The following is a 24467-nucleotide window of genomic DNA, read 5'->3' as shown; positions in this document are numbered from 1 at the left end:
GCGTACCGAGACAAATTTGTTGTTGATCAGTTCGCTGTCGTACATGATCGACACGTTGAAGCGCTTTTCGAGCTCGGACAGAGCGAGCCGCAGCGGCTTGGGCGTTTCGTGTGCCCGGGCATGCCACACGCAAATTCTGCCGACGGTACGTCCGGCGACAGGCCCGGGTTCTATGAACGGGACAAGACAGGCGATCCACATCCACCGTAAGTTTGTTTTCATAGATGTTAGATATTGGTCAATAAAATACTGTAAGCCGTAAAGCTTTGAACAGGGGAAAATGTCGAGCAAACTGACCCGCCGTTTAATTTGCGGTTATAAATACTTTGTTCTGTTTGCGGTCGATCCGCAGACCGAAAGAACCGGAGAGGGCTTCAAGAAGGGTATCCGGATCGCGTGCCGGAGCCGTGCCGGAGAGTCGCTTATCGAGCAACTGCGGATCGATTACCACATCGAGCCCGTAAGTATCCCTGAGCATATTCACTATCTCGCGAAGAGGGGTGTTTTCAAAAACCAGTTTACCGGTAGTCCATTGGTCATATGCCGACGGATCAACTTTTTTCCGCCCGGCGACCGAAGCACCGGGCGTAATGTCGATCAGCTCGCCCGGCTTCATAACTACGCCAGAAAGAGATTCTCCTGCAGTGGTAAGCCGGATACTGCCCGAACGGAGCACCACCCGCGAGCCATTCGGACGGTGGCGGACAGTGAATTCGGTGCCTAAAACTTCGATCGCTCCAGCACCCGGCATCACGACCCGGAATTTCCGATGGTCGGATGTTTTCCTGACCCGGAAGAACGCTTCTCCGCGCAACTCAACCGTTCGTGCCCTTTCGGCACCGGCCATGGGGAGATAATCGATGGTCGAGTTGCCATTCAGCGTCACCACCGAGCCGTCGGGCAGGTCTATCTTCCTTATTTCCCCGAACCCCGTTGCGTAGTGCCGGGCAGAAAAAGCGGAGAAATGATACGCGCCCCACGCCACTGCCAGGATGATCCCCGCTATTGCGGCTGCGGCTAAATAATACCGCCAAAGTGCCTTTTCCCGCCAGCGTCGCCTGTCCCGTAACCCGAGCCTTTCTTCCAGATGCCGAAAGCGCTGCCGGACCACCTCGTCGGGGATGGCCACAGGCTCCACTTTTTCGCCGGCGATCGCTTCGTCGATGAGCCTGCCGTACTCCTCCCGGTGTTTCTCGAATGCCATCAGGGCGATCAGCTTCGTGACCTCCTCCGCGGTACATTGATCGTCGATAAACCGGCGCATCAGATTGATAGCCTGGACTTGCTTCATGCGTTTGTCGTTTACCATAAGACAGTCGGGGGCGCCGCGTCATATGCTCCGGTTCCCATTTATTTGAGCAGGGCCATGAAAATCAGTCTCAGGAGGGTAATATTGTGTCGGCGCAGGTATTCCTTCACGGCGCGGGTGCCTTTTACAATGTGGTCGTTGACGGTGCCGGTGCTGATGCCCATCCGGGTTGCTACTTCTTCGTAACTTTTCCCGTCGATTTTGCAGAGCCTGAATATCACCCTGCGTTGGGGAGGGAGCTGCTCGATAGCCTCATGAAGCAACTTTTCATATTCCTGCTGTTCCAATTGGGTTTCGGAATCACGGTGGAACTGTTTTGCGCCGTAAACGATCTGATCCATGATACTCGCCTCCCGCGACGCTCTTGCGAGCAGGTTGAGGGTCATATTTTTACAGACGGCCAGCAAATAGCTTCTGAAATGCCGGACGCCGCCCAGCATTTCTTTGCTTTCCCAGATTTTGAGGAATACGTCCTGAGTGATGTCCTCCGCAAGGTCGGTTGATTTGGTGAATTTTAATGCGTGGCTGAAAATCGAGCGGTAGTGAGCAATGTACAGCTGTTGGAATGCCAGCCTGTCGCCTTCTGTCAATAGCGACAGGAGCTCTTCTTCCGTGAGATGCGAATACCTTTGCAAGATGAACGTATTATAGTGTGTTTTTTGCAAATGTATTCAAATTTGAAAATTCCTCAATATCAGTCGCTTTCAAACAAACCCGATCATTAATATACCATTATCCTGCGGCTTATAACGGGCTCGCTCCTGCCGTTACGGATTTTCAGAATGTAAATCCCGGCCGTTAGCGAAGAAACGTCCAGCGGCACCGGGGTTCCGGCGCGCAGGCCCGTGCGGCGCACCACCCGGCCGTGAAGATTGAACAGCTCGGCACGATACGGCGGGGCGGGTTCGCTTCCCGCGGTGATTAGGGTAAGCTCATACAATCCCCGCGCAGGATGTGCCACACGCAGGTCCGTCTTCTGCTCGCACGCCGCCGCCGGAATCCGGGTCTGCGGCGGCGCCGGATTGGCCGGAGCGCCGAAAAATGCAAATGCGGCCATGGTTACCGCGATCTCCTGAACAGTAAATTCCGACATTTCCACTGCCTCGCGGGCATCGGTATAACGGCGCAGGACAGGATAGGGGTCCGATTTCTTCAGTCCGGCGGGATAGCGGTTGGCCGGGTCCTGGATGGCAAAGCTGGAAGGCCTGTTCATGACCAGCGAAGCCGCCGGCCCGAAAACGGGCACACCCGGCACCGGTTCGGCGAACTTGCCCGGAACAGTCGACCAGTGAAGCGGATGTCGCGGGCTTCGTTTACCCAGTCCGGTGATAAATGTCATTGAAAGCGGATTGTTACCGAGCGGAATATCGAGCTGGATTTTCGCAAGATCCAGTAGTTCCGGTTTGTTAAGCAGGTGACTGAACATAATGCAGTCGAACGCGTAGCTCTGTGCCATACCGAAACTTCCGTACCCTATAAACTCTTTGAACGGGTGGTAGGCGCCGTGGTAGGCGTGTATTTGCATCGTGCGTTTTTCATAGTCGGCCAGAAGCTCTGTATTCAGTTTCGTTTTGAATTCGTCGATATGCGCCTGGACAACAGGATATTGGGTGGTAGCGTATGCCCATATCGCTTTCAGGGTGTGTTTCTGCCAGCTCATGGTAGCCGAGAATTCGTGCGGGATTTTGCTGTACCAATCCAGAAAGTCCTGGTGGTAAATCGTTTCTCCGGTGGTTTTGTACAGCTCTGCGGCAGCCCAGGCCCTGTTGTCCTTGTCCTCCGGGTCGGGGTAAGGGCCCGCCGAGATTCCCGGTACATTTACCGGCGCCGAGGGGTCCTGGTGATCGTTTAGGAACAGCCATGCCTTTTTGGCCATATCCAGGCAGGTGCCCGCGTAGGCCGGATAGAAGTTCTTAAAATTCCGGTACGCCATTGCCATTGCGGCTGCGAACATGGCTGTTGCCTGGGTTGTTTTTTCGGAGATCAAAAGTGTATTTTTTTCGTCTTCCGGCAGGCCGCTCGACCAGGTCGCAGGCGTTACGCGGAAATAAACCCCACCATCAGGGGCCTGCATTTGCAGGAGCCAGTCGGTCTCATATTTCAACTCGTCGATCAGGTCGGGTATCCCATTGCCGCTTTCGGGAATCTGGAGATGGTTGTCGGGGAATTTTTGCGGGTAGAGCTCATACGCCGTAAACAGGATGAACAGCGCGCTTGCCGCAGTGGGGACATAACGCCCGTAATCTCCTGCGTCGAACCAGCCGTTAGTCATCGGGAGCGTAGTGCCGGGCGGGAAATCGGTGGGACTGTACAGGGGAGATGACAAATGCGACGCGTGAATCTCCGCCGTGGTCGCCGGAAGTGCTCCGCGGGTCCAATCGCCGGCATAGGGTTGTTCGAGTTGACCGGTACGCTGGTAATATAAAGCCCGGCCCGTGTGGTAATAAGCATCATGGTAAACCTGGCCGGAGATCTGAAACGTCTCGGACCGTCCGTAGCCCGGAACGTACAGATAATACTCTCCCGGTGTGTTGAATGCCGAAAAATCCAGGTCCACCACCCATTCACCGCTGAAAGCGGAATCGGCTTTAAGAAACTTGCCTTTCTGATTCCAAACAATCTGGCCGGAAGCGGCGACTACCTGAAACGCCGGCGGATCGATCGTGTCCAGCGGCATGGCCCATTGATCGCCCAGGAAATTACCGAGCTTTCCCAGCTTGGGGCCGTCGGGGAGATAGCCGATCTGGTTGGCTTTTACATTGCCGTAAATTTCCTTATCAGAAAAAACAAAGGCCGTGTCAAGGGACGTGCCGTTGCCCGAGGGGTCCTGAATGCCCTGTACGGACAAGGTGTACGACTGGCCTTCCGCGAGAGGCTGATCGAATATCAGAAAGAGCTCGACGGAGACAACAGGGCTTCCCGACGAAGGTTTAAGGCTGCTTACATAATAATGCAGACCCACGCGTGCAGGGTTAAGCGCACCCTGGTAATGGACGTCGGTTTCGCTGGTGAGCGCATAATGCGCGATTTTGCGGCATTCGGCAGTGTCGATTTTTTCGCTGATTTTCAGCATCATGACCCGGTCGGACAACGGTTGGAAGGAAATTTCGGGTTTGGTCAGGTCCGCTACCGAAATGTTGTCGATAAAGAATGCCAGCTGAGGTACCGACGACTTGCCGAATTCCAAATATTCCACCGAACTGAGGTCGAAGGCGGGTGTTTTCAGTAGGCTGAGCGGTATCCTTACTTCCTGGTAAGTCGTCGAAAGCGGCCTACCGCCAACGATATACGAATCGATATCGATCCAGTTGCTCTGGGCGAAATAGGTGGTGAACCGGACGGAGGTGGTTTGACCGGCCTGATTTGACTTGATAAAAAAACGAAGCTCGTCGAAATCGGAAATGTCGGCCCGCCACATGCCGCTGCAATTAAACCCGATCCGGGGAGCGTGAGAATTATCAGGTTCCGCGCGGAAACAATAATTTCCCGCGTAGGCATCGGGGCCGGATACAATGCTGCCATATGCTTTGTTACAGGAAGCCGGATCCGCCATTTCTCCGTCCCACAGCGTCTTGTCCTGGGCCATCAGCCATCCAGGCAAACAGCACAGCCAGAGGGCCATAAAATATAATCCTTTCATCGTCTTAACATCCGGTTGGTTTGATGCAAGACAATTACAAGGGAAGGTATATATGCTCCCCGCCCGAAATAATCTGGAAATCCGGCGATTCGGTATACCCCACAGTACAGGATGGGTTTCTTGTAAATAATTACCTTGCCGCGTGGAAGGCGAGTATAAACCCGGAAACACATCCTTTTTTACCTGCAAAGCTTAACAAACATATAATACCGGTAATACGTCAAATCCGGATTAAAGTCTGATAAGCCATAAAATCAATCTGCTAAATACTAAATGAAACCGTTTTCAGAGTTATCGGCTGAGGAGTTGGCAATGGAAAACCTCTTCATAAGATGGGTACGGTTTCCGGATGATCCGCCCATCCGCTCATTTTGGGAAAACTGGATACTCAAATACCCCGCACAGAAAGATACGGTCGCCAAAGCACGCGAGCTGGTGCTGATCGCTTCCGACTGGCGTCCCGATAACCTGACAAATCAGGAAGTCAATTCGATATGGGGCCGGATTATGAGCTCGCTCGACATTATGGGGGACCGCGATGCCCGGAAAGCCCCGCGCGATGGCCGGAGCACCGGACTGTCGGCCGGCAATATCATCCTGATCCTCGTGTCGGTAACATTTCTGCTTTTCATGTTTTACTTTATGCTGGGCAATTCCTGAGCCCACTCCGACATCGATTTTATTATTTCCTGAAAAATCTTGACTTTTTTAAGGGTGACCCGGATTTTCTGCGTCACCTAAAAATCATCGTGAAGTTACATCCGCGATGACTTCTCCGGGACCTAACTTAGCCAACTCAGCGATCATGGAAGTGCGTACCAACCTCACTGACGAATGCCGGAAACCGCACCGGCCCAATGCGGCTAATGCCGAAATGCCGCTCTGGAATATGTTGCGGGCAGGAAGCGGCGAGGCGTTCGAACAGATATTCAGGCTATATTATCCTTCGCTGCTGAACTATGGGCTGCGGTTTAACAAGGATGACGAGGAAGTGAAAGACTGCATCCAGATCCTTTTTATGAACATCTGGGAGCGTAAAGCATTCCTGGGAAACTCCGATTCGATCCGAAACTACCTGCTGGCGTCGCTTCGGAGGCTGATTTTGAAAAGGGTCAAGACGAGCCCGCTCACCATTGCCCTCGACGACGACGCGATTTTCCACGTCGAGTTGTCGGTTGAAACCCAAATGATCCGTGATCAGACGATGAAAGAGAACGTGCTGGCTCTTCAGAACGCGATAAGGAACCTTCCGGCCCGGCAAAAAGAAGCGTTGTATTTGCGGTTCTATGATGACCAGTCGTTTGGAGAAATCGCGTCGATCATGAATATCTCCACCCGGGCGGTCTATAAACTCATTTACAAGGCGCTCGACGCATTGAACGAAGAACTCGCTCCGCAGGGCAGGGACGTGCCGTTCGTGCTGGGCGTTTACTTTTCGCTGCTGGTTTCCGGCTCGGCATTAGGAGAGGGTGTAGAAGTTATTAGTGGTTTTGTTCAGGGCTAATTAGAAGGTATTAGAAAAAAATGTAAAATTTTTTATAAAAAATTAACTGATCGAGGGTCACTTCGCATTTATTCTGGCTTTATCAAAGTAAAGAATAAATATAATCCTATTGGAAGCGCAGAAATACGACCGGTTCGGCTACAAGGACTTCGTTCTCGACGACGATTTCCGTGCGTGGCTCAACGGCACCGCCCCCGAAAATGACCATCTGTGGGAAAAATGGCTGCTGGCCAATCCTTCCCGCCACCCCGAAATCGAAAAAGCCGGGAAAATTGTCCATGCCCTCCGTTTTGAGGGGAAGGCCGTTCCCGCCTACGACATCGACCAGCAATGGAAACGGCTCGAATCGACCCTGTCCGAAACCGGGAAGCCACAGCGGCACCACATCGATTTTGGCCGGGTTTTCAAACTTCTCGCAGCCGCGTGTGTGGTTGCGGGCACATTCTTCCTCGCGAACCGATATTTGGCCGGAGGCAACGTCCCGGCTTCCGCGTATGTGCCAGTGGAGCACAAGTCCGCCAACGGCCAGCAACTGAAACTCGTGCTGCCCGACGGCACCCGCGTGACGCTCAACGCGGGATCTACTATTTCCTATCCCGAAACTTTTGAGCAAAATATCCGGAAGGTAAGCCTAACCGGAGAGGCGTTTTTTGACGTGAAACGCAACGAAAAGGCCCCGTTTGTAATCAAAACCGGCGATGTGACCACCAAAGTGCTCGGTACCTCGTTCAATATCCGCGCCTATCCCGAAAACAAGGCGGTGCAGGTGGCGGTGGTCGAAGGAAAAGTGAAAGTGAATGCCAAAATCGGCTCCGTGGACCAGAATGCCTGCGTTTTCCTCACGAAAAGCGAAATGGCGACATTCCAGCAGGAAGCCGGCGAGCTCATCGTCAGTACCTACGACGAAAAGGAGCAGATCGGCTGGAAGGACGGCATGCTTTACTTCCAGAAAGCGGATTTCAAATCATCCATCATCAAACTCGAACGCTGGTATGGCGTGAAGTTCGAGATCGCACCGGGTGTCAGGATGGATACCCACTGGCGGTTCAGCGGGAAGTTCCAGGACAAACCCCTCGATTATATTCTTGGCGTGATGAGTTATCCCAACCGGTTTTCGTACAAGATCCGCGACAACATTGTAAACCTTCAATAAACAGCCCATGCGATCCGACAGCAGCTAAAAAAGAACCGGTAACCATCGCTGATTACCGGTCCGTGTGACTTTCCCGTGCTAAGAGTTGGCGCTCGATCAGGAACGGCGAAAGCCACGTGTCATGAACGTGAAATTCAAAACGATCAAAAATATGCAATATAAACTACTACGACAAATTGTAGCGATGTCTAGGTATGCGGTTATCGGGACGGTTTTGCAATGCATTTTCGCGGGTTTGCTGTCGGCTTCGGATGGTAAGGCGCAGGAGCAAAGCATTGAGAAAATCTATATTTCCATTGATCTGCACGACGTGCCGCTGGAAGATGCCTTTGTGGTAATCAACGACAAAACCAACTTTAATTTCCAATACGACGAAAAGCTCGTACGGGATAAAAAGGTCGACCTGAATTTCCCCCAGGCAAGCGTGGGAAAGCTGCTGAGGCATATTTCGAAGGAAACGAGCCTGAGTTTCAGCAGGGTTAACGAGACCATTTATGTTTCCAACGCCAAAAAGCAGGCCGTTACCGAGGTCCTGAGTGGTTCTTCGGTGTTGAGGGCGTCGCCAGCCGGCAGGGCGGGGATGTTCAGCCGTTCGGCCGAAGCCTATCATGCCCGGCGGCTTCGTGAAGTGATGGACAACGCCATCGCGTCCCTGGCGGTGACTGTTACCGGTGTGGTGAAAGACGAGAACGGGCTCGGACTGCCGGGCGTAAATGTGGTGGAAAAGGGTACGCTCAACGGGCTTTCGACAGACACCGAAGGGAATTACAAGATTACGGTCACCAACAATGCTTCGGTATTGGTATTCAGCTATATAGGCTACATTTCGCAGGAGATACAGGTGGCTGGGCGCCGGGTACTGGACGTGAAACTGGTACCGGAAAACAAGGCATTGGAAGAAGTAGTGGTAGTCGGTTACGGAACGCAGCGTAAGGAGAGTGTCGTAGGGGCGATCGCCCAGGTGGACAATAAGGCGCTTATGCGCTCGGGTACGTCCAACGTGACGAACGCGCTTTCGGGCAAGCTCTCGGGCGTGCTCACCATGCAGCAAAGCGGTGAACCGGGCAGCGACCATTCGGAGATTGTTATCCGCGGGCTTTCGAGCTGGAACGGTTCTCAGCCGCTGGTGATGGTCGACGGTGTGGAACGGGATTTCCGGGATATGGACCCGAACGAGATCGCGACGATTTCGGTGCTGAAAGATGCCTCCGCTACGGCTGTTTTCGGGGCGAAGGGGGCAAACGGGGTCATTATCGTAACTACCAAACGCGGCACGATCGGGAAACCGAAGCTGGATTTCACGGGCTCCTACGGCCTGGCTAAGGCAACGCGGATCCCGGACCATATCAGTTCGTATCAAACGATGTCGATGTACAACCTGGCGCTGATGAACGGCCAGCAGTTTACCGATCTCATTCCGCAATATGCATTAAATGAATACAAGAACCCCTCGACGCCTCTGAACAGCCTGCGCTACCCGGATGTAAACTGGTTCGATATCATGACCAAGCCGTTCGCCACCAATGCGAATGCCAATTTTAATGTCTCGGGCGGAACGAATTTCATCAAATACTTCGCGTCGCTGGGTTATGCCTACCAGGGCGATTTTTTCAAGGCCTATCACAAAGGCTACGACGATACCCGTTACTGGTACAACCGTTTCAACTACCGTACGAACATCGACTTCAACCTGACGCGTAACACTACGCTGTCGCTCAACGTCGGTGGAGAAACCGGTATCAAAAACCAGCCCAGCAGTACGCCCTGGCGGAATTTGTATTCTACCGGGCCGTCGCGCTACCCGGCGTATTTCCCGGCCTGGGTGCTCGAACAGGTGCCCGATCCGGATTACCCGAATGACCGGGGCGACCGCCTGGCCATGAATTTCGGCGAGTTCACCGGCAACCCTTATACCTCCATGAACCAGGGATCGTTCAACCGGTACCTGGATTCGAAGCTATTTACCGACCTCATCCTGGACCAGAAGCTGGACGCCATTACAAAAGGACTCTCGGTCAAAGGAAAGGTATCCATGAGCACCTATTACCGCAACCGTTCGCTTACCGCCAGCTATTCTTTCCCCGAATATCAGCTAAATTATGACAAGATCGGGACCGAGGAAAATCCCTGGTTCCGTGCCGGCCAGGGCAATGAGGTATACCAGCTGCCGCCGCTCGATATCAACGTCGGTGAACTGGAAAATGATTATTACAAGGACTTCTACTACGAACTCTCGGCCAGCTATAACCGGGCGTTTGGAAAACATAATGTGACGGGACTGGTGCTGGTGAACCGCCAGCAGAAGGACAAAACTACCGACTTCCCCTATTACAACCAGGGGCTGGTAAGCCGTGCCACTTACGATTATTCCGGCAAATACCTTTTGGAAGTGAACGTAGGCTACACCGGTTCCGAACGTTTTGCCCCCGGCAAGCGCTACGGTTTCTTCCCTTCCGGCGCCATCGGATGGGTGGTTTCGGAAGAACGGTTTTTCAAAGACCGTATTCCCTGGATCAGCAAGCTGAAACTGCGGTATTCCGACGGCAAGGTGGGGAGCGACATTGCGGGTAACCGCTGGCTCTACCTGAGCGATTACTTTAAAGATAATGCCGGATATATCCACGAAGACCTCGGCCCGAACCTCGTTTCGCAATGGGAAGAGGCGCGGAAACGCGACTTCGGTATCGAGCTCGGCTTGTGGAACGATACCTTTACTTTCGGTGTCGACCTTTTCGACGAGCACCGCAAGAAAATGCTGCTCGACCCCCGTAGCGTGACCATGCTGGTCGGGAACTCATTCAAGGAACTGAACCTTGGCCGCCTTAAAAAGCACGGGATCGAGCTGGAAGCGGAATATCGGAACAATACCGGCTCGGGGCTCAATTATTTCGTCAAAGGGATTTTCGGGTTCAACGAAAACCGGATTCTTTTCAAGGACGACCTTCCCTACGCTTTCGATTACCAGAAAGCGGCCGGAAAACCGCTGGGCGCGCAACTGAGCGGGGTAGAACTGACGGGAACCGGGTACTACACCTCGGTGGACGATATCCATAACAATGTATCGGCCATCGATTTGCAGAAGCTGAATGTAGGCGATTACAAGTTCCTCGATTACAACGGAGACGGGAAAGTGACCAATCTGGACAAATACCCGATCCCCGGCTCAGATTATCCGCCGATCACCTATTCGTTTTCGGCGGGCTTCTCGTTCAAGCGGTTCGATTTCAATTTTATGTTCCAGGGCAATGTGGGCAAGTATGTCGAATTCAACCAGCCCTACGAAGTGGAGTTTATCAAAGGCGACTGGCGTGTACATGCGTCGCAGCTCGACTACTGGACGCCCACCAACCCGAATGCCAACCATGCCACCTTGCATTATTCGGGCGGGGGCAGCACCGATAACCTTTTCTGGGGTGGCGGCGAGGCCGACAGGGGCTTCGATATCATGATCGAGAACCGCTTCTGGCGAAACTCCAATTACCTGCGATTGAGAGAAGTGTACGCGTCCTACACATTCAATTCCAAATTTCTCCGACGCGTCATCGGGACGTCCAACCTCGTGTTTTTCGTGACAGGCAACAACCTCTGGACATTCACGAAGCTTATCGAAGGCGATCCGGAGCGGAAAGATTTCAACCAGGGCTTTTACCCGCAAATGACTACTGTAAAGTTTGCCATCAGGGCTGCATTTTAATCCTAACCCAACTGATGATGAAAAGATTAATTACGCTACTGTGTGTGCCGGCGCTGTTGATTTTGCTTCTCGGCTCATGCGTGGAAGACTATCTCGACAAAGCCCCAGAATCGGGGCTCACCGAAGCCGATGTTTTTTCTAAATACGAAAATTTCAAAAAGTTCTTCGACGGTATTTACGAGGGCAACAAGTTGGACGGGACAACCTGGCGTGCCTACAATATCAAGACTGGCTATTCGCTGTATTTCGATTTCTGGGACCAGAAATACACGATGGAATCGCTCACCGACATGAGCGACATGGGCCGTGTGATGGATGCCCAGGTGATCAAAAGCGGCCAGATTTCGGCGATTATCAATAAAATGACTTACGACCCGGCCCGGCGGCCTATTCTGGGAGCTATGTTTTCGATCATCCGGAAATGTAATATGTCGCTGAAAAACATCGGAATGCTCAAAGACGCGAGCCCGGTGGATATCAACGATTTCAAAGGTCAGGCGCATTTCATCCGGGCCTTCGCGCATTTCGAGCTTTTCAGGTTGTGGGGACCGATGCCTTACATTAACCGGGTAATCGGGCAGGACGACGAGTGGGACATCCCGCGGCTGTCGAAACGCGAAACGCTGATCCGCATTGCGATGGACATGGATACCGCCGCCTCGTATTTCGAACAGGCCGATCTTATGCGCCGCGACCCTGGGCCGGGCGTAACGGGGCATTTGAATAACCCGGAGCAAAAACGTCCTACCGGCGTGGCCGCGAAGGCATTCAAGGCGAGGGCATTACTTTATGCGGCCAGCCCCTTGAACAACGAGCAGGGTATCGCCGATTGGGAAGCGGCCGCCAAAGCGAATTGGGAGGCTATCCAGCTCGCGGAAAGGTACGGTTACGAATTGCTTCCGCTGGCCGACTACAAGAAAAATTACATTGGAACAACCTATTCCAACGAGCAGCTTTGGGCGTGGTATGCCGGTACCAAAGCGTATAACTCGGCCGATTTGAACGGCCAGATGAACGGGGTTTTCGGAGGGGGCAAAACCGGCTGGTCGGGTGAATGCCCTACGCAGAATACGGTCGACAAGTTCGAAACCAAGTGGGGAGAACCCCTGAACACCCCCGCCGACCGCCAGGCCGCCGCCACTGCCGGGCATTACAATGAGCAGGATCCCTACAAAGACCGCGACCCGCGTTTTTACATTGATATTATCTACAATACAGCACCGGTGCCGGGTTATGGTAATGCTAAAATTTACTACGAAATCAAAGACGGCGCGGCGGTTTACGGGCAGCTTCTGGACCAGTCTTACGCGGGCATTACGCGCACGGGCTACTACGAGCGTAAAACCTGGGGCGAACAGAGCGTCAATAACAAAACCACACCGCAATATACCGATCCGCTGATCCGCCTGGGCGAATTGTACCTGAATTACGCGGAGGCCGCCAACGAAGCCTACGGCCCGAACGGCACGGCCCCAGGTGCGTCCATGACTGCCCTGCAGGCGCTCAACCGCATTCGCGCGCGCGCGGGGATGCCCAATGTATTGCAGGCGTACACGACCTCGAAGGATAAGCTCCGCGAACGCATTAAAAACGAGCGGACTATCGAGCTGTGCTTCGAAGGCGGCCATTATTACCATGACATCCGTCGCTGGAAAGACGCTCCGAAAGTAATGGGCGGCACGCTTTATCGTATGGACGTGGAGAAGGTGCCGGTGAGCCCGGTTTATCCCACCGGCTTTAAATACACCCGCATGCCCCTCTCTGCCGATCGCCAGACACGCTGGAAGGAAGCAATGTACTACCTGCCTTTCAACACGGAGGATATGTACAAAATGAAAAATTTCGTCCCCAACGAAGTCTGGTAACCCTAACGCTCAAACCCATGATCAACAAGACAATGCATTATATAGGGCAGGTGGTTATCGGGACGATAATGCTCTGCCTGCTGTGCGGCGGCGGTGCCGTGGCCCAGGACAAGCCGGTCAAAAAACAGAAGCCGGTGAACGTAAGCCTGAAAGTGACCGACGAAAACGGGAATCCCATACCCAACGCTTCGATTGTAGTAGGCGAAGGCCAGATACACGCGGAAACGAATGAAAACGGTGATTTTAATTTCGAGGCATTGCCGGAGGATTTTGTAACTGTCTCATCTTATGGATACAGCAAATCGGTCTCGCTGGTAGGAGATATCGTAACCGACGGCGTCGTCGAACTCAAAAAGGCCAAACTCTTTGCAACGCCGGACGACGCCATACCCATGCCTTTTATGAACATCCCCAAACGGCTGGCGACGGGCAGTTATGTGACCCTGAAAACCGCGGATCTTGAAAAATACCCAACCAACGATCTGCGCAATGCCTTTGCCGGCCTGGTGAACGGCCTCGAAGTTGTGGAACGGGACGGCTCGCCCGGCCTGGTCGCTGAAGAAGAAATAGGTAACTTCCGGATCACGGAAAAGATCGGTATCGCAACGCGGGGTCGCAACCCGATTTTTATCATCGACGATATCCCGACCGACATTACCGAAATGCCCGTCGACCCCCAGGAAATCGAGTCGGTGACGATCATCAAGGACATTGTAGGAAAGGCAATGCTCGGTCCGAGAGGTGCCGACGGCATTATTTACATTAAAACAAAACGCGGCAAGGTCAACGAGCGGGTAATGAGCGTGAATGCCGAACAGGGCGTGAGCGTGGTAGACCGGTTCCCCGGGTGGGCGTCGGGCGCGGAATATGCGCAGCTCAACAACCAGGCCCGGGCGAACAGTTCGCTGTCGCCGCTTTACAATGAGAACGACATTGCGGAATATGCCCGGAATGACCCTTATGACCTCTACCGGCCCAGTGTGGATTTCCGCAGGCTGATGCTGAAAAACACGAAGCCTTTTACACGCGTCAACCTTTCTTCGACCGGTGGAAACGAAACGGTTCAGTACAATGCGTACCTGGGCTATAATGGCGAAGGGGATATTTACAGGATCGGTGCCAAATCGGATTACAACCGCATAAATGTGCGGTCCAATGTAGATATTAAAATAAACCCGCTGATCAAGGTCAAGTTCGACTTTTTCGGGGGGGCTTACCCTGCGCCGCTCGCCGAATTACGGCTACAATTCCAACTTCACGAGCGACGACGGCAATACCAATACCGCGCTCGACCTTGTCGAATTCAACACGGTTATCAATGACATCACCAATACGCCGCCGATCGCATTTCCGGTGTACGCTGCATTTGGGGATAACAAGGTGGCGCCCTGGTATGCGGTGAGTTCCAATTACAAGACCAACCCCATCGGTAACCTCATGCACAACGGCTATTACACCGAAACAGGCCGTACGGGAGCGTCCAATATTACATTCGAATACGACCTCAAAGAACTGGTACCCGGCCTCAAATCGACTACCTACGCCGGTTTTAACCTCTTCAACAGCATCCGGATCGGCAAAGCGGAGGATTACATCGCCTACATCGCGACGCCGGGCAAAACCGACGCCGGCCTGGATACGATCAGGCTCTCCAAGGTGCACGACGGCGTGGATATGGCCGGGCAGGCGAAACTCCACGATTACTACTCGCAACGGTTTGTGGTATATGAAAACCTTAGCTATGAAAAAAGCTGGAATGTACACAGCATTCAGGCGGGGCTTACCTATTATATCGGCAAATCGACACGGAACGGCATCGAGGAGCCTCAACGCCAGCAGAATGCGGTGTTCAACGGTGTGTATTCGTTTAAAGACCGCTATGTGTTCCAGGGGATGCTGAATTACGCGGGCACGTACAGTTTCGATAAAGGCAAACGCTACGCCCTGTTTCCGGCCGCCGGTCTTAGCTGGGTGATTTCGGAAGAAGGTTTTTTCAAAGCTTTGAAAGGCATCGATTATCTCAAAATCAGGGCCGAGGGCGGAATCCTGGGCTATGAGTCCTTTCTGGCGCCCTTCTATTACCTCGATCGCTGGGGCGTCAACTCGTCCGGCACTGCATTCGGGCCGTATTCGACAGGCCAGTGGTTCGGGAGTAATACCGACAACTCGGTGTACCGCACCACGCCGAGCCGCATCGGCAACCCCGATCTGACCTGGGAGAAAAGGAAAGAGTTCAATATCGGGATCGATGGATTGTTCCTGAAACGCCGGCTGTCGGCGGAGGTCAATTATTACAATAATGTGCGCGACGGGATTATTTCGCAGCTTGCCAATACCGTCCCGCTCGTAGTGGGCATATCCGGTTCGCGTCCCTGGTATAACTATAACAAAACCAGGTATTACGGGCTGGAAATGGCGTTACAGTACACCGACCGCATCGGCGACATCCGGTTCTCGGCGGGAGGTAACGCGACGGTGCAGAACAGCAAAATCCTGAAATGGGACGAGCCCAGCTACCGCTTCGGTTATCAGTCGCGCGTCGGCAGGCCGGTGGACGCGCTATGGGGCCAGACTTACACCGGGAAGTTCGCGACGGACGCCGAAACCGGCATAGTGCCGCAGATCTACGATGAAGAACTCAAAGCAGGCGACCTGAAATACCTCGACCGCAACGGCGACGGTATCGTCGACGACAACGACCAGGCGCAGATCGGGTATGGCTCGCCGCGATTGATTTACGCATTGAACCTGAAACTCGCGTTCCGTAACCTCGAACTGACGGTGATCGGGAACGGCCGGGCATTTTACAAGATCCCTTTCACGAACAAGTACTTCTGGAACGGCTGGGGGGATAACAACTACTCCGATTTTGTAAAGGAAAACATCGGCGGACAATATCCGCGGCTTACCTATTACAAGGTCAATAACAACTTCGTTGCATCCGATTTCTGGTTGCGTGACGGCGGGTTCTTCAAAATACAGAATGTGGAACTGGCTTACAACGTGCCCGTCCGCCTGGGCAATATCATCGCTGCGCGTGGCTTTCGCGTGTATGTGCGCGGGGCCAATGTGCTCACATTCTCGAAGATACGGGAGGTCGATCCGGAGTCTGTCAATTCGGGGATAACTTCTTACCCGCTGTTCCGCACATTTTCAGGAGGGGTTAAACTGACATTTTAAAGCCAGAGCTATGCATTTGAAATCATTTTATATCAAGAATATCCTGCCGCTCGCCGTTGCCGCATTCGCATGCACATCCTGCGTCGACTACCTGGAACCTTATCCGAACGGTAACCGCACCACCGATGATATCTGGAAATACCAGGACATGGTGCAGGGGCTCGTAGGGCAATGCTACGACAACATGACGCGTAATTACAACGACAACGAGGGCGTCTATCTCGACGGTGCAACCGACGACGTGGTCATTACCAGCACTACCCACGCATTGAACCGCTTCGCCGTGGGTGCGCTCACGACCAGCCAGGACCCGTTCAGGACCTATTGGGACAGGGATTACCGCTCGATCTATCTCCTGAACCTGTTTCTCAAGGACCGCCGCGGCTACAACACCCGCTTCCTGGTGGATACGCATCTGGATAGCCTGGTTAAGAACCGTTTGCAGGGCGAAGCCTATGCTTTACGGGCGTGGTTTCAGTGGGATTTGCTTCAAAAATTCGGCGGGACGGCCAACGGCCAGCTGCTTGGCTTCCCGATCGTACTCGAGCCTGTCGATATCAAGGCGGAAACCAATCTCGCACGCAACACCTACGACGACTGCGTGCGGCAGATCATCGCCGACTGCGATTCGGCCTATAAATACCTGCCGATCGCCCACCGCGATTTTCTGGTAACGAATGTGAACGACCGTGCTTACGCGGGCGGCCGCTACTGGGGGCGCATGGACGGGATTACGACCCGTGCCATCAAAGCGATGGTGTACCTGACGTGGGCCAGTCCGCGTTTCAACCCGTCGAACGACATGACGCGCTGGGACCTCGCCGCACGGAATGCGAAGGAAGTGATCGATTTCAAGATGAAAACGGACGCTGTAACGAACGGCTTTAACCCGGTAAAGGCTGTGAACTGGTTCGATCCGAACTTCCCGGGCATCGTCTGGGCGTCGCGCTACAACAATGCCAACGATGCCATGGAGCGGATGTTCTATCCCGGTGGATTCCAGGGAACCGGCTCGGTAGGGGCCACGCAGGACCTGGTGGATGCATTTCCCATGAAAAACGGCTATCCGATTACCGACCCGCGCAGCAAATACGACCCCGCCAATCCCTACGCCAACCGCGACCCGCGCTTTTACGCAACCATCTTTCACAATAATTCCAAAGCGGTGAAAATCAATTCGGATAAGGTGATGTACACCTTCGAAAACTGGCAGAACGCGAAAGACGCGGCCGGGCCCGCAGTGAACAGCCGGACCAATTACCATATCAAAAAAATGGTATTCATGGGACTCAACTGGTCCGACAACTCCATTAACCGGCAGCCGCATTCGAAATTCTTTATCCGATGGGAGCATATGCTGCTCGCATTCGCGGAGGCGGTCAACCAGGTGGAAGGGCCGGATGGCGGCAAATACGGCATGACGGCAAAGGAGGCGATGGAATACTTGCGCAGGAAAGACAATACCGACGGCGGCAAAGGCTTTCTGACGGACCCTTACCTGGCCGAAATCGCGTCGAAAGGGAAACTTGCATTCGACGGGTTCATCAAAAACGAAAGGCGCCTCGAAACCTGCTTCGAAGGAACGCGGTTTTTCGACCTGCGCCGCTGGACGACCAACTTGAACGACCTGAACAAGCCCGTCAGAATGGCAAAGATCACCCGCAATGCGGACGGTACTTTCCAATACAAACTCGACGAAGTAGTGGAGCAGCGCTCGTATGCGTCCGCATTCCTGCCAATCCCTTATGACGAAATATTGAGAATGAGTAATCTGGCCCAGAACGACGGCTGGCAAGCCTGGAAATAAATATGAATGTAATGAAAAAAAGAATTGCGGCAGCCCTCGGGCTGACTATGGCCCTGAGCGCCTGTTATGACGATTATATCAAGGATTTCGACTACACTTCGGTGTATTTTATGTACCAGACCAACGTACGCACATTCGTGGTGGGCGAGGGGATGAAAATAGAAGTCGGCGCGGCGCTGGCCGGTGTACGCGAAAACCGCCAGGACCGTGTCGTAAACTTCCGTATGGACCCGGCGCTCGTGAACGGCGACGTCCTGGCGGCGATGAAAGCCGGTGCGGGCTATATCCAGGAGGCTATTGCGGACGTGGACACGCTGAAACCAATGCCTGCCGACTACTTTACGATCTCCGACAATTCGAAAATGGTGATCAAGGCCGGTTCGCACATGGGGTCGGTGGTAATCCGGGCCGATTCCGCAAGGTTCCTGAAAGATGCGGCCACGATCCGCCCTGAGTATGCCATTCCTTTCTATATCACCTCCGCCGATGCCGATTCGGTACTTGGTGCGAAACGTTCGGCCGTGGTGGCGCTCAAATACGAGAACATGCTTTTCGGAAACTACTGGCACGGTGGTGTAACGACCGTAAAAGACGCAACCGGCAAGATCGTAAAAACCGTGAAGTACTACACCACCATACCTTCTCCCGAGGCGAAGATTGTCAAACTTAAAACCGTAGCACCCGACGCCCTTGTGACGAACAAGATCAGCGACCAGGAAGGCTCGTTTAAAATCACACTCGAAGGGAGCAATATAAAAATCAGCAGGGCCGACGGTTCCGCCATCGACGTAAAACCCGACGGCAGCAGTACTTTCAACCGCTCGAAGCTGTTGCAGGACCGCAAGTTGTTTTTGAGTTATAAGTATGAAAACGAGGACGGTACGGTCTCGTATGCGCAGGACACGCTCACATTCCGCAACCGCATTCGCGACGGTGTAAACGAATGGCAGGACGAGAATCCTGACAACTACAAATAGTGTCAGATTAGCCTTCATCAACATCCAGACAGCCATGTCTGCTGGGTTATTATTTTACAAAATATTGGTTAAGTGCAATATTTATGTAAAACGCACCCGGCGGATATGGCATTTTTGTATTGCTTTGTGTAAATATTTTATAATAAAATATCGAAACGAGCCTACTTTGGCAACGTTCCCGATAACGATTGCATAAATAAACTTCGTCGATCGTTTTCAATTCTCTCCCCGAATTTCTATCCTCCGAATGATTTCCGAATTGTATTTTAAGTACAATAAATAGGCTTATTGGAATTGTTCAAATAAGCCTGTGAGAGAAGTCGATAATGCCCTTCGTCCCTAAGCCTCTTTCCGGATAAAATGTTTTTTACAGGTTGGTTACAAATCTGTGCTAAGTAACTCTGTGTCTATTTGTAACTATTAAAAGAAAAAATATAACTATTTGTAAGGGGGGATCTATCAAGTGATCGTCAGAATGGACAGTTTATGGTGAACTATTAATGGTTAAACAATCAATGCGTATGAAAAGAAACTTTACAAGTATTGGCCATTGTATGATGCGTTGGGCAATGGCCGGTGCGGTGATGACGGGTTTTACAGGGCAGGCTTTCGCAACAAGGCCTACAAATCCGGCCATCAGGGTTATCGACAGGACGGTTTCGGGAAAGGTAATCTCCGTTGAGGATAACCAACCGATTCCCGGCGTTTCGGTAGTGTTGAAAGGAAGCAAAACAGGTACGAATACCGACGCAGAGGGTTCCTTCAAGCTAAGCGTGCCGGATGACAACGCGGTTCTGGTGTTTTCAGCAGTGGGTTTCACAACGCAGGAAGTGGCTGTTGGTAACAAAAGTGTGATCGACATTGCGCTCGCCAGCGACCAGAAAATATTGACGGAGGTTGTGGTCGTAGGTTATGGTACGCAAAAGAAAAGTCAGCTGACCGGCGCGATTTCGTCGGTTGGTTCCAAAGAAATCAATGAAATGCCCATTACCAACCTGGGGCAGGCGTTGCAGGGACGTGCCGCGGGGGTGGACGTGACGCAGTCGGGCTCCAAGCCGGGAACGGTGCCGAAGATCCTGATCCGTGGCCGTCGTTCGTTCAATGCAGGTAATGATCCCTTATATGTAGTCGACGGTATCCCGCTGGCGGGAGGTTATGAGGATATGAACCCCAACGACATCCAGTCGATGGAGGTTTTGAAAGACGCCACCGCCACTGCGATCTATGGTTCACGCGGGGCGAACGGGGTGGTGATCGTCACCACCAAGCGTGGCGGCCAGAAAGGCAAAACGACCGTCAGCTACGACGGGTATGTAGGTTTTTCCAAAGCACTCGACAAAGTGAAGCTGTTCAGCGGGCCCGAATTTGCGGAGTTCGTGCGCGAGGCTTACCGTGCTACCGGCGGCTACAAGGATGCTGCGGGCAATCCGATCCCGACCGGCGTGATCAATGCCGAAGCGGATGCGAAAGTGGCGGTACTCGGCGGTGACCCGAACGTGGCAAAAGGTATCGCCAACGGCACCAGCACCGACTGGCAGGACCTGGTGATCAGCACGGGGGTAATGCAGAACCACTCGGTGGGCGTCCAGGGAGGAAGCGATCGGACGCAGTTCTATATTTCGGGCGGCTTTTTCCGTGACAAAGGTGTAGTGAAGGAGGCCAATTTCACCCGCTTGTCGCTCCGTTCAAATATCGATCATCAGGTCAACAAGTGGTTGAAAGTAGGTTTGTCGTCGTATATGATGAACAGCATCCGCAATGGTGACTCTCTGAACACTTACGGAATGACGATTAACCAAAATCCGCTGGCCGTTCCTTATGACGACAATGGCAAGCTGATTTTCTCACCTACCAATGATGCGTTGCTGACCAACCCGCTTGCGGAACTGGTTCCCGGCGCGCAGGTTGCCGAGCTCAAACGCTACCGTATATTCAATAGCCTTTACACAGAGTTCAGTATTCTGCCCGGGTTAAAATACCGTGTTAACTTTGGTCCTGATTTTACCCTCAGCCGTTATGGACGGTTTATCGGCTCACAAACGAACGCTCGAAAAGGAGGAGATTCCCAGGCAAAAGTGTTGCAAGGGTTCGCCTTCAACTGGACTCTGGAGAATATTATCAATTATAGTAAGACCTTCGGGGGAAAGCATAATTTGAATGTGACATTACTACATTCGTTCCAGAAAGATCGCGCAGAAATTTTTAGTGCGAGCGTTCAAGGGGTTCCAGTGGAGACACAATCGTTTTACAATCTCGGAGCCGCAACGACTATATTTTCTCCCACAAGCGGCTACATTCCATGGCAGATCAACTCTTTCATGGGCCGTGTGAATTACGATTACAATGACAAATATCTGGTGACGTTAACCATGCGCCGCGATGGTTCGAGCCGTTTCGGTGAAAACAGCAAGTATGGTAACTTTCCGGGTATTGCAGTTGGTTGGAACTTGGGTAACGAGGATTTCCTCAAAAGCGTAAGCTGGATCGATTTGCTTAAAATCCGCGCAGGATGGGGTAAAGTAGGAAACACCGGTCTGGCCCCGTACCAGACGCAGGCTTTCCTGGGCCGCACCAGCTATGCATGGAATACGACGCCGGCGTATGGGTACCGTCCGGATAGGATAGGAAACCCGGATTTGCGATGGGAATCATCCGCTACCGCCAACGTCGGCCTCGATTTCAGCTTTATCCGCGGAAAGGTTCAGGGCTCGTTGGAGTTTTATCAAACCAATACCACTGCATTGCTGTTGTCTGATCAGTTGCCGGGATCTATCGGTTACGCTGCGGTTACCCGCAACGTGGGCGAGACCCGCAACCGCGGTATCGAGTTGAGTGTAACTACCAATAATATTAACTCTTCGGGCGGTTTCAAATGGACTACCGATTTCACATTCACCAAAAATACCGAGGCGATCTTGTCCCTTTATAATGGCAAGGTGGACGACATAGGTAACGGCTGGTTCATCGGCCGCCCGCTCAGTACGGTATACGATTACAGAAAAATAGGCATCTGGCAAACCAATGAGGCCGATGCTGCGAAGTCGTTCGCCAGTGAAGTGGGCCAGATCAAGATCAAGGATATCAACGGCGACGGGAAAATCAATGCATCCGACCGGGAGATTATCGGTTCCGATGTGCCCGATTTCAGCGCCGGGATCACCAACCGTTTCAATTTCAAGGGATTTGATCTTTCGTTCTTCTTCTTTGCACGCGTAGGTAACCTGATCCGTAGCGAGTTCCACCGCAACAACAATGCGTTGGCAGGCCGTTACCAGCAAATGAAAGTAGATTACTGGACGCCCAACAATCCGACCAACGAATTTCCCCGCCCGAAAAGCAACCAAGAGTTTCCAGTGTATGGCAGCACGCTTACTTATTTCGACGGAACGTTTGTGAAGTTAAGAAACGTGAACGTAGGATACACATTCACACCCGAATTGTCGAAAAAGTTAGGAATGGAATCGCTGCGCTTGTATTCAAGCATTCAGCAGCCATTCATCTGGGCCAAGTACCGTAGCAAATACAACGGCGTTGACCCTGAAACTACCGGCCTCGCAGCCGGTGGCACCGGTGTGACCCCTGCGACGATGGTGATTACATTAGGCGTGAACGCGAAGTTCTGACGACCAGGTTTTGAAATTTTTTAAAAGATACTGATAAATGAAAAATATAAGAAAATCAATTGTGGTATGCGGTATGGTCGCTTTGATGTTGGCTGGGCAGGGATGTAAAGATGTGCTGGACGAAAAAATTGTCTCGGGCGTCGGCAATGACTATCTGAATACCGCCAAGGGGTTTGAAGATGGGGTAAGGGCAGCTTACTCGTCACTCCGCTTTTACTATGCAACCCAGCAGGGCCTCACCATGACAGAATATGGCACCGACATCTACGCAACCGGTGCGGATGGAGGCTACAAAGGTTTCCATTTTTACGACGGCCAGCTGAACCCGACCGTCGATTACCTGGCCACAACCTGGGATGAACTGTATAAAGGGATCAACACCTGTAACGCCGTTATCGACCGGGCCCCGAATGTAACGGGCATTGCCGATAATGTTAAAAAATTACGCGTTGCAGAGGCCAAATTTCTGCGTGGACATTATTATTATATCCTGCATCAGCAGTACGGCGGCGTAGACCTTCGCCTGACTGAAACTTTGGTTCCAACCAAGGAAACCAAGCGGGCAACCGATGCTGAAATGTACGCTGCGATCATCAAAGACCTTAGCGACGCGGTAACCGACCTTGAACCCAAAGCACAGTCGAGCGACTACGGTCGCGCTACCAAGCCGCATGCGCAGGCCCTGCTGGCAAAAGTGTATTTGGCAAAGGGATATTCGACCGAAAAATCGCCGGATGATTTTACCAAAGCCGCTGATCTGTTAAAGGAGGTTTCGACCAAATATGGCTACAAACTACTCGACGATTTCTCGGCGGTTTTTGACGAAAACAACCAGAACCACTCCGAAGTCGTGTTCGCCGTGCAATACACTACCGATCCTCTGACCAACGGGACTGGTAACAGCCTGCACCTGTATTTCGGAATGCAGTATGATGTGCAGCCGGGCATGAAGCGCGATACCTATTGGGGCCGCCCGTTCAAGCGTCTCAGACCGACCGAGTACCTGCTCAACACCGTGTTTGCCGATCGTACCAACGACTCGCGCTATAAAAAGACGTTCCGCGACACCTGGCTTTCCAACAATCCGGGAACTTATAATGCGGCGTCATTCGATGACTCCAAAACGAAAGTAACTTTTGCCGCCGGCGATACGACAATCTTTATTCCAGGCTACGAAATGAGCAAGGAGGAACGCGCCAAGAAGCCTTATCAGGTGCTCGTACCCAGCAAATATACGGAGGCATTATTCCCCACATTACAGAAGTTCTTCGATTCCAAGCGCCCTGATATGACCTACGAAGCGGGTAGCCGAGATTACTATGTGGTACGTCTGGCGGATGTTTACCTGATGCTTGCGGAAGCACTACTGCAATCGGGCGATAAGGCGGGTGCTGCCGAAGCATTGAATGTCGTACGGTACCGTGCAGGCTGGCCCGGAAAAAAGGACAAAATGCTCATCGCGGGCAAAGACCTCACTATGGAAACGATTATCGAGGAGCGTGCAAGGGAACTGGCGGGAGAACAAACACGCTGGCTGGACCTGAAGCGCTGGGGGCTGCTGGTGGAGCGGGTGAAAAAATACAATCCGCAGGCGTCTAACATCCAGCCATACCATGTGTTGAGACCGATCCCTCAGACTCAGATCGACCGGAGCGCGAAAACATCGGATGGGAAGTCGGTGTTCCCGCAGAACCCGGGCTACTGACGGCTCACGC

The 24467-nt window shown here is 52.7% G+C and carries 14 protein-coding genes; 11 read left to right on the top strand and 3 right to left on the bottom strand.

All coding sequences use genetic code 11. The features are described 5' to 3' along the window. Positions 1-304: 304 nt before the first annotated feature. From ABV298_RS04560 to ABV298_RS04550, 3 genes are read right to left on the bottom strand one after another with little or no spacing between them, the layout of a single operon-like run. Positions 305-1291, bottom strand: a complete 987-nt coding sequence (locus ABV298_RS04560) for a FecR domain-containing protein (RefSeq protein ID WP_353721004.1) — start codon at positions 1289-1291, stop codon at positions 305-307. Positions 1292-1350: 59 nt separating this feature from the next. Beyond that, positions 1351-1974 (bottom strand): RNA polymerase sigma-70 factor, encoded by a 624-nt coding sequence (locus ABV298_RS04555; RefSeq protein ID WP_353721003.1) that lies wholly within the window; start codon positions 1972-1974, stop codon positions 1351-1353. 56 nt (positions 1975-2030) lie between these two features. Continuing rightward, entirely contained in the window at positions 2031-4949 is a 2919-nt protein-coding gene (locus ABV298_RS04550; RefSeq protein ID WP_353721002.1) for a glycoside hydrolase family 9 protein, read from the bottom strand. 273 nt (positions 4950-5222) lie between these two features. On the opposite strand from ABV298_RS04550, the gene ABV298_RS04545 reads away from it, so the two are divergent. The 11 genes from ABV298_RS04545 (at position 5223) to ABV298_RS04495 (ending at position 24457) form a co-directional block, all read left to right on the top strand. Beyond that, positions 5223-5609: a hypothetical protein gene (locus tag ABV298_RS04545; RefSeq protein WP_353721001.1), complete on the top strand. Its 387-nt coding sequence runs from the start codon at positions 5223-5225 to the stop codon at positions 5607-5609. Between the two features lie 145 nt (positions 5610-5754). Then, positions 5755-6453 (top strand): sigma-70 family RNA polymerase sigma factor, encoded by a 699-nt coding sequence (locus tag ABV298_RS04540; protein ID WP_353721000.1) that lies wholly within the window; start codon positions 5755-5757, stop codon positions 6451-6453. A gap of 109 nt (positions 6454-6562) precedes the next feature. After that, positions 6563-7606, top strand: coding sequence for a FecR domain-containing protein (locus ABV298_RS04535; RefSeq protein ID WP_353720999.1), 1044 nt, complete (start codon positions 6563-6565; stop codon positions 7604-7606). A 151-nt stretch (positions 7607-7757) separates the two neighbouring features. Further along, positions 7758-11300, top strand: a complete 3543-nt coding sequence (locus ABV298_RS04530; RefSeq protein WP_353720998.1) for a TonB-dependent receptor — start codon at positions 7758-7760, stop codon at positions 11298-11300. A gap of 17 nt (positions 11301-11317) precedes the next feature. After that, on the top strand, positions 11318-13165 hold the full coding sequence (locus ABV298_RS04525) for a RagB/SusD family nutrient uptake outer membrane protein (protein ID WP_353720997.1): 1848 nt from the start codon (positions 11318-11320) through the stop codon (positions 13163-13165). A 17-nt stretch (positions 13166-13182) separates the two neighbouring features. After that, the gene (locus ABV298_RS04520) at positions 13183-14487 is read left to right on the top strand and encodes a carboxypeptidase regulatory-like domain-containing protein (RefSeq protein ID WP_353720996.1); all 1305 of its coding nucleotides are present in this window, start codon (positions 13183-13185) and stop codon (positions 14485-14487) included. 31 nt (positions 14488-14518) lie between these two features. Next, positions 14519-16345, top strand: a complete 1827-nt coding sequence (locus ABV298_RS04515) for a hypothetical protein (RefSeq protein WP_353720995.1) — start codon at positions 14519-14521, stop codon at positions 16343-16345. A gap of 10 nt (positions 16346-16355) precedes the next feature. After that, on the top strand, positions 16356-18152 hold the full coding sequence (locus ABV298_RS04510) for a RagB/SusD family nutrient uptake outer membrane protein (RefSeq protein ID WP_353720994.1): 1797 nt from the start codon (positions 16356-16358) through the stop codon (positions 18150-18152). Positions 18153-18163: 11 nt separating this feature from the next. Next, complete coding sequence (locus ABV298_RS04505) at positions 18164-19129, top strand: DUF1735 domain-containing protein (RefSeq protein ID WP_353720993.1); 966 nt, start codon at positions 18164-18166, stop codon at positions 19127-19129. A 569-nt stretch (positions 19130-19698) separates the two neighbouring features. Beyond that, on the top strand, positions 19699-22752 hold the full coding sequence (locus ABV298_RS04500; protein ID WP_353723137.1) for a TonB-dependent receptor: 3054 nt from the start codon (positions 19699-19701) through the stop codon (positions 22750-22752). A 37-nt stretch (positions 22753-22789) separates the two neighbouring features. Next, on the top strand, positions 22790-24457 hold the full coding sequence (locus tag ABV298_RS04495; RefSeq protein WP_353720992.1) for a RagB/SusD family nutrient uptake outer membrane protein: 1668 nt from the start codon (positions 22790-22792) through the stop codon (positions 24455-24457). Positions 24458-24467: the final 10 nt, after the last annotated feature.

This window comes from Dyadobacter sp. 676 (assembly GCF_040448675.1).
Lineage (GTDB): Bacteria > Bacteroidota > Bacteroidia > Cytophagales > Spirosomataceae > Dyadobacter.
This window is presented reverse-complemented; position numbering and strand designations above follow the sequence as displayed.

Excerpts from the sequence above, each read along its gene's own strand:
- ABV298_RS04530 (WP_353720998.1), top strand. The coding sequence starts at position 7,758 with ATGCAATATAAACTACTACGACAAATTGTAGCGATGTCTAGGTATGCG.
- ABV298_RS04500 (WP_353723137.1), top strand. The coding sequence starts at position 19,699 with ATGGCCGGTGCGGTGATGACGGGTTTTACAGGGCAGGCTTTCGCAACA.
- ABV298_RS04495 (WP_353720992.1), top strand. The coding sequence starts at position 22,790 with ATGAAAAATATAAGAAAATCAATTGTGGTATGCGGTATGGTCGCTTTG.
- ABV298_RS04520 (WP_353720996.1), top strand. The coding sequence starts at position 13,183 with ATGATCAACAAGACAATGCATTATATAGGGCAGGTGGTTATCGGGACG.
- ABV298_RS04525 (WP_353720997.1), top strand. The coding sequence starts at position 11,318 with ATGAAAAGATTAATTACGCTACTGTGTGTGCCGGCGCTGTTGATTTTG.
- ABV298_RS04510 (WP_353720994.1), top strand. The coding sequence starts at position 16,356 with ATGCATTTGAAATCATTTTATATCAAGAATATCCTGCCGCTCGCCGTT.
- ABV298_RS04550 (WP_353721002.1), bottom strand. The coding sequence starts at position 4,949 with ATGAAAGGATTATATTTTATGGCCCTCTGGCTGTGCTGTTTGCCTGGA.
- ABV298_RS04560 (WP_353721004.1), bottom strand. The coding sequence starts at position 1,291 with ATGAAGCAAGTCCAGGCTATCAATCTGATGCGCCGGTTTATCGACGAT.
- ABV298_RS04545 (WP_353721001.1), top strand. The coding sequence starts at position 5,223 with ATGAAACCGTTTTCAGAGTTATCGGCTGAGGAGTTGGCAATGGAAAAC.
- ABV298_RS04540 (WP_353721000.1), top strand. The coding sequence starts at position 5,755 with ATGGAAGTGCGTACCAACCTCACTGACGAATGCCGGAAACCGCACCGG.
- ABV298_RS04505 (WP_353720993.1), top strand. The coding sequence starts at position 18,164 with ATGAAAAAAAGAATTGCGGCAGCCCTCGGGCTGACTATGGCCCTGAGC.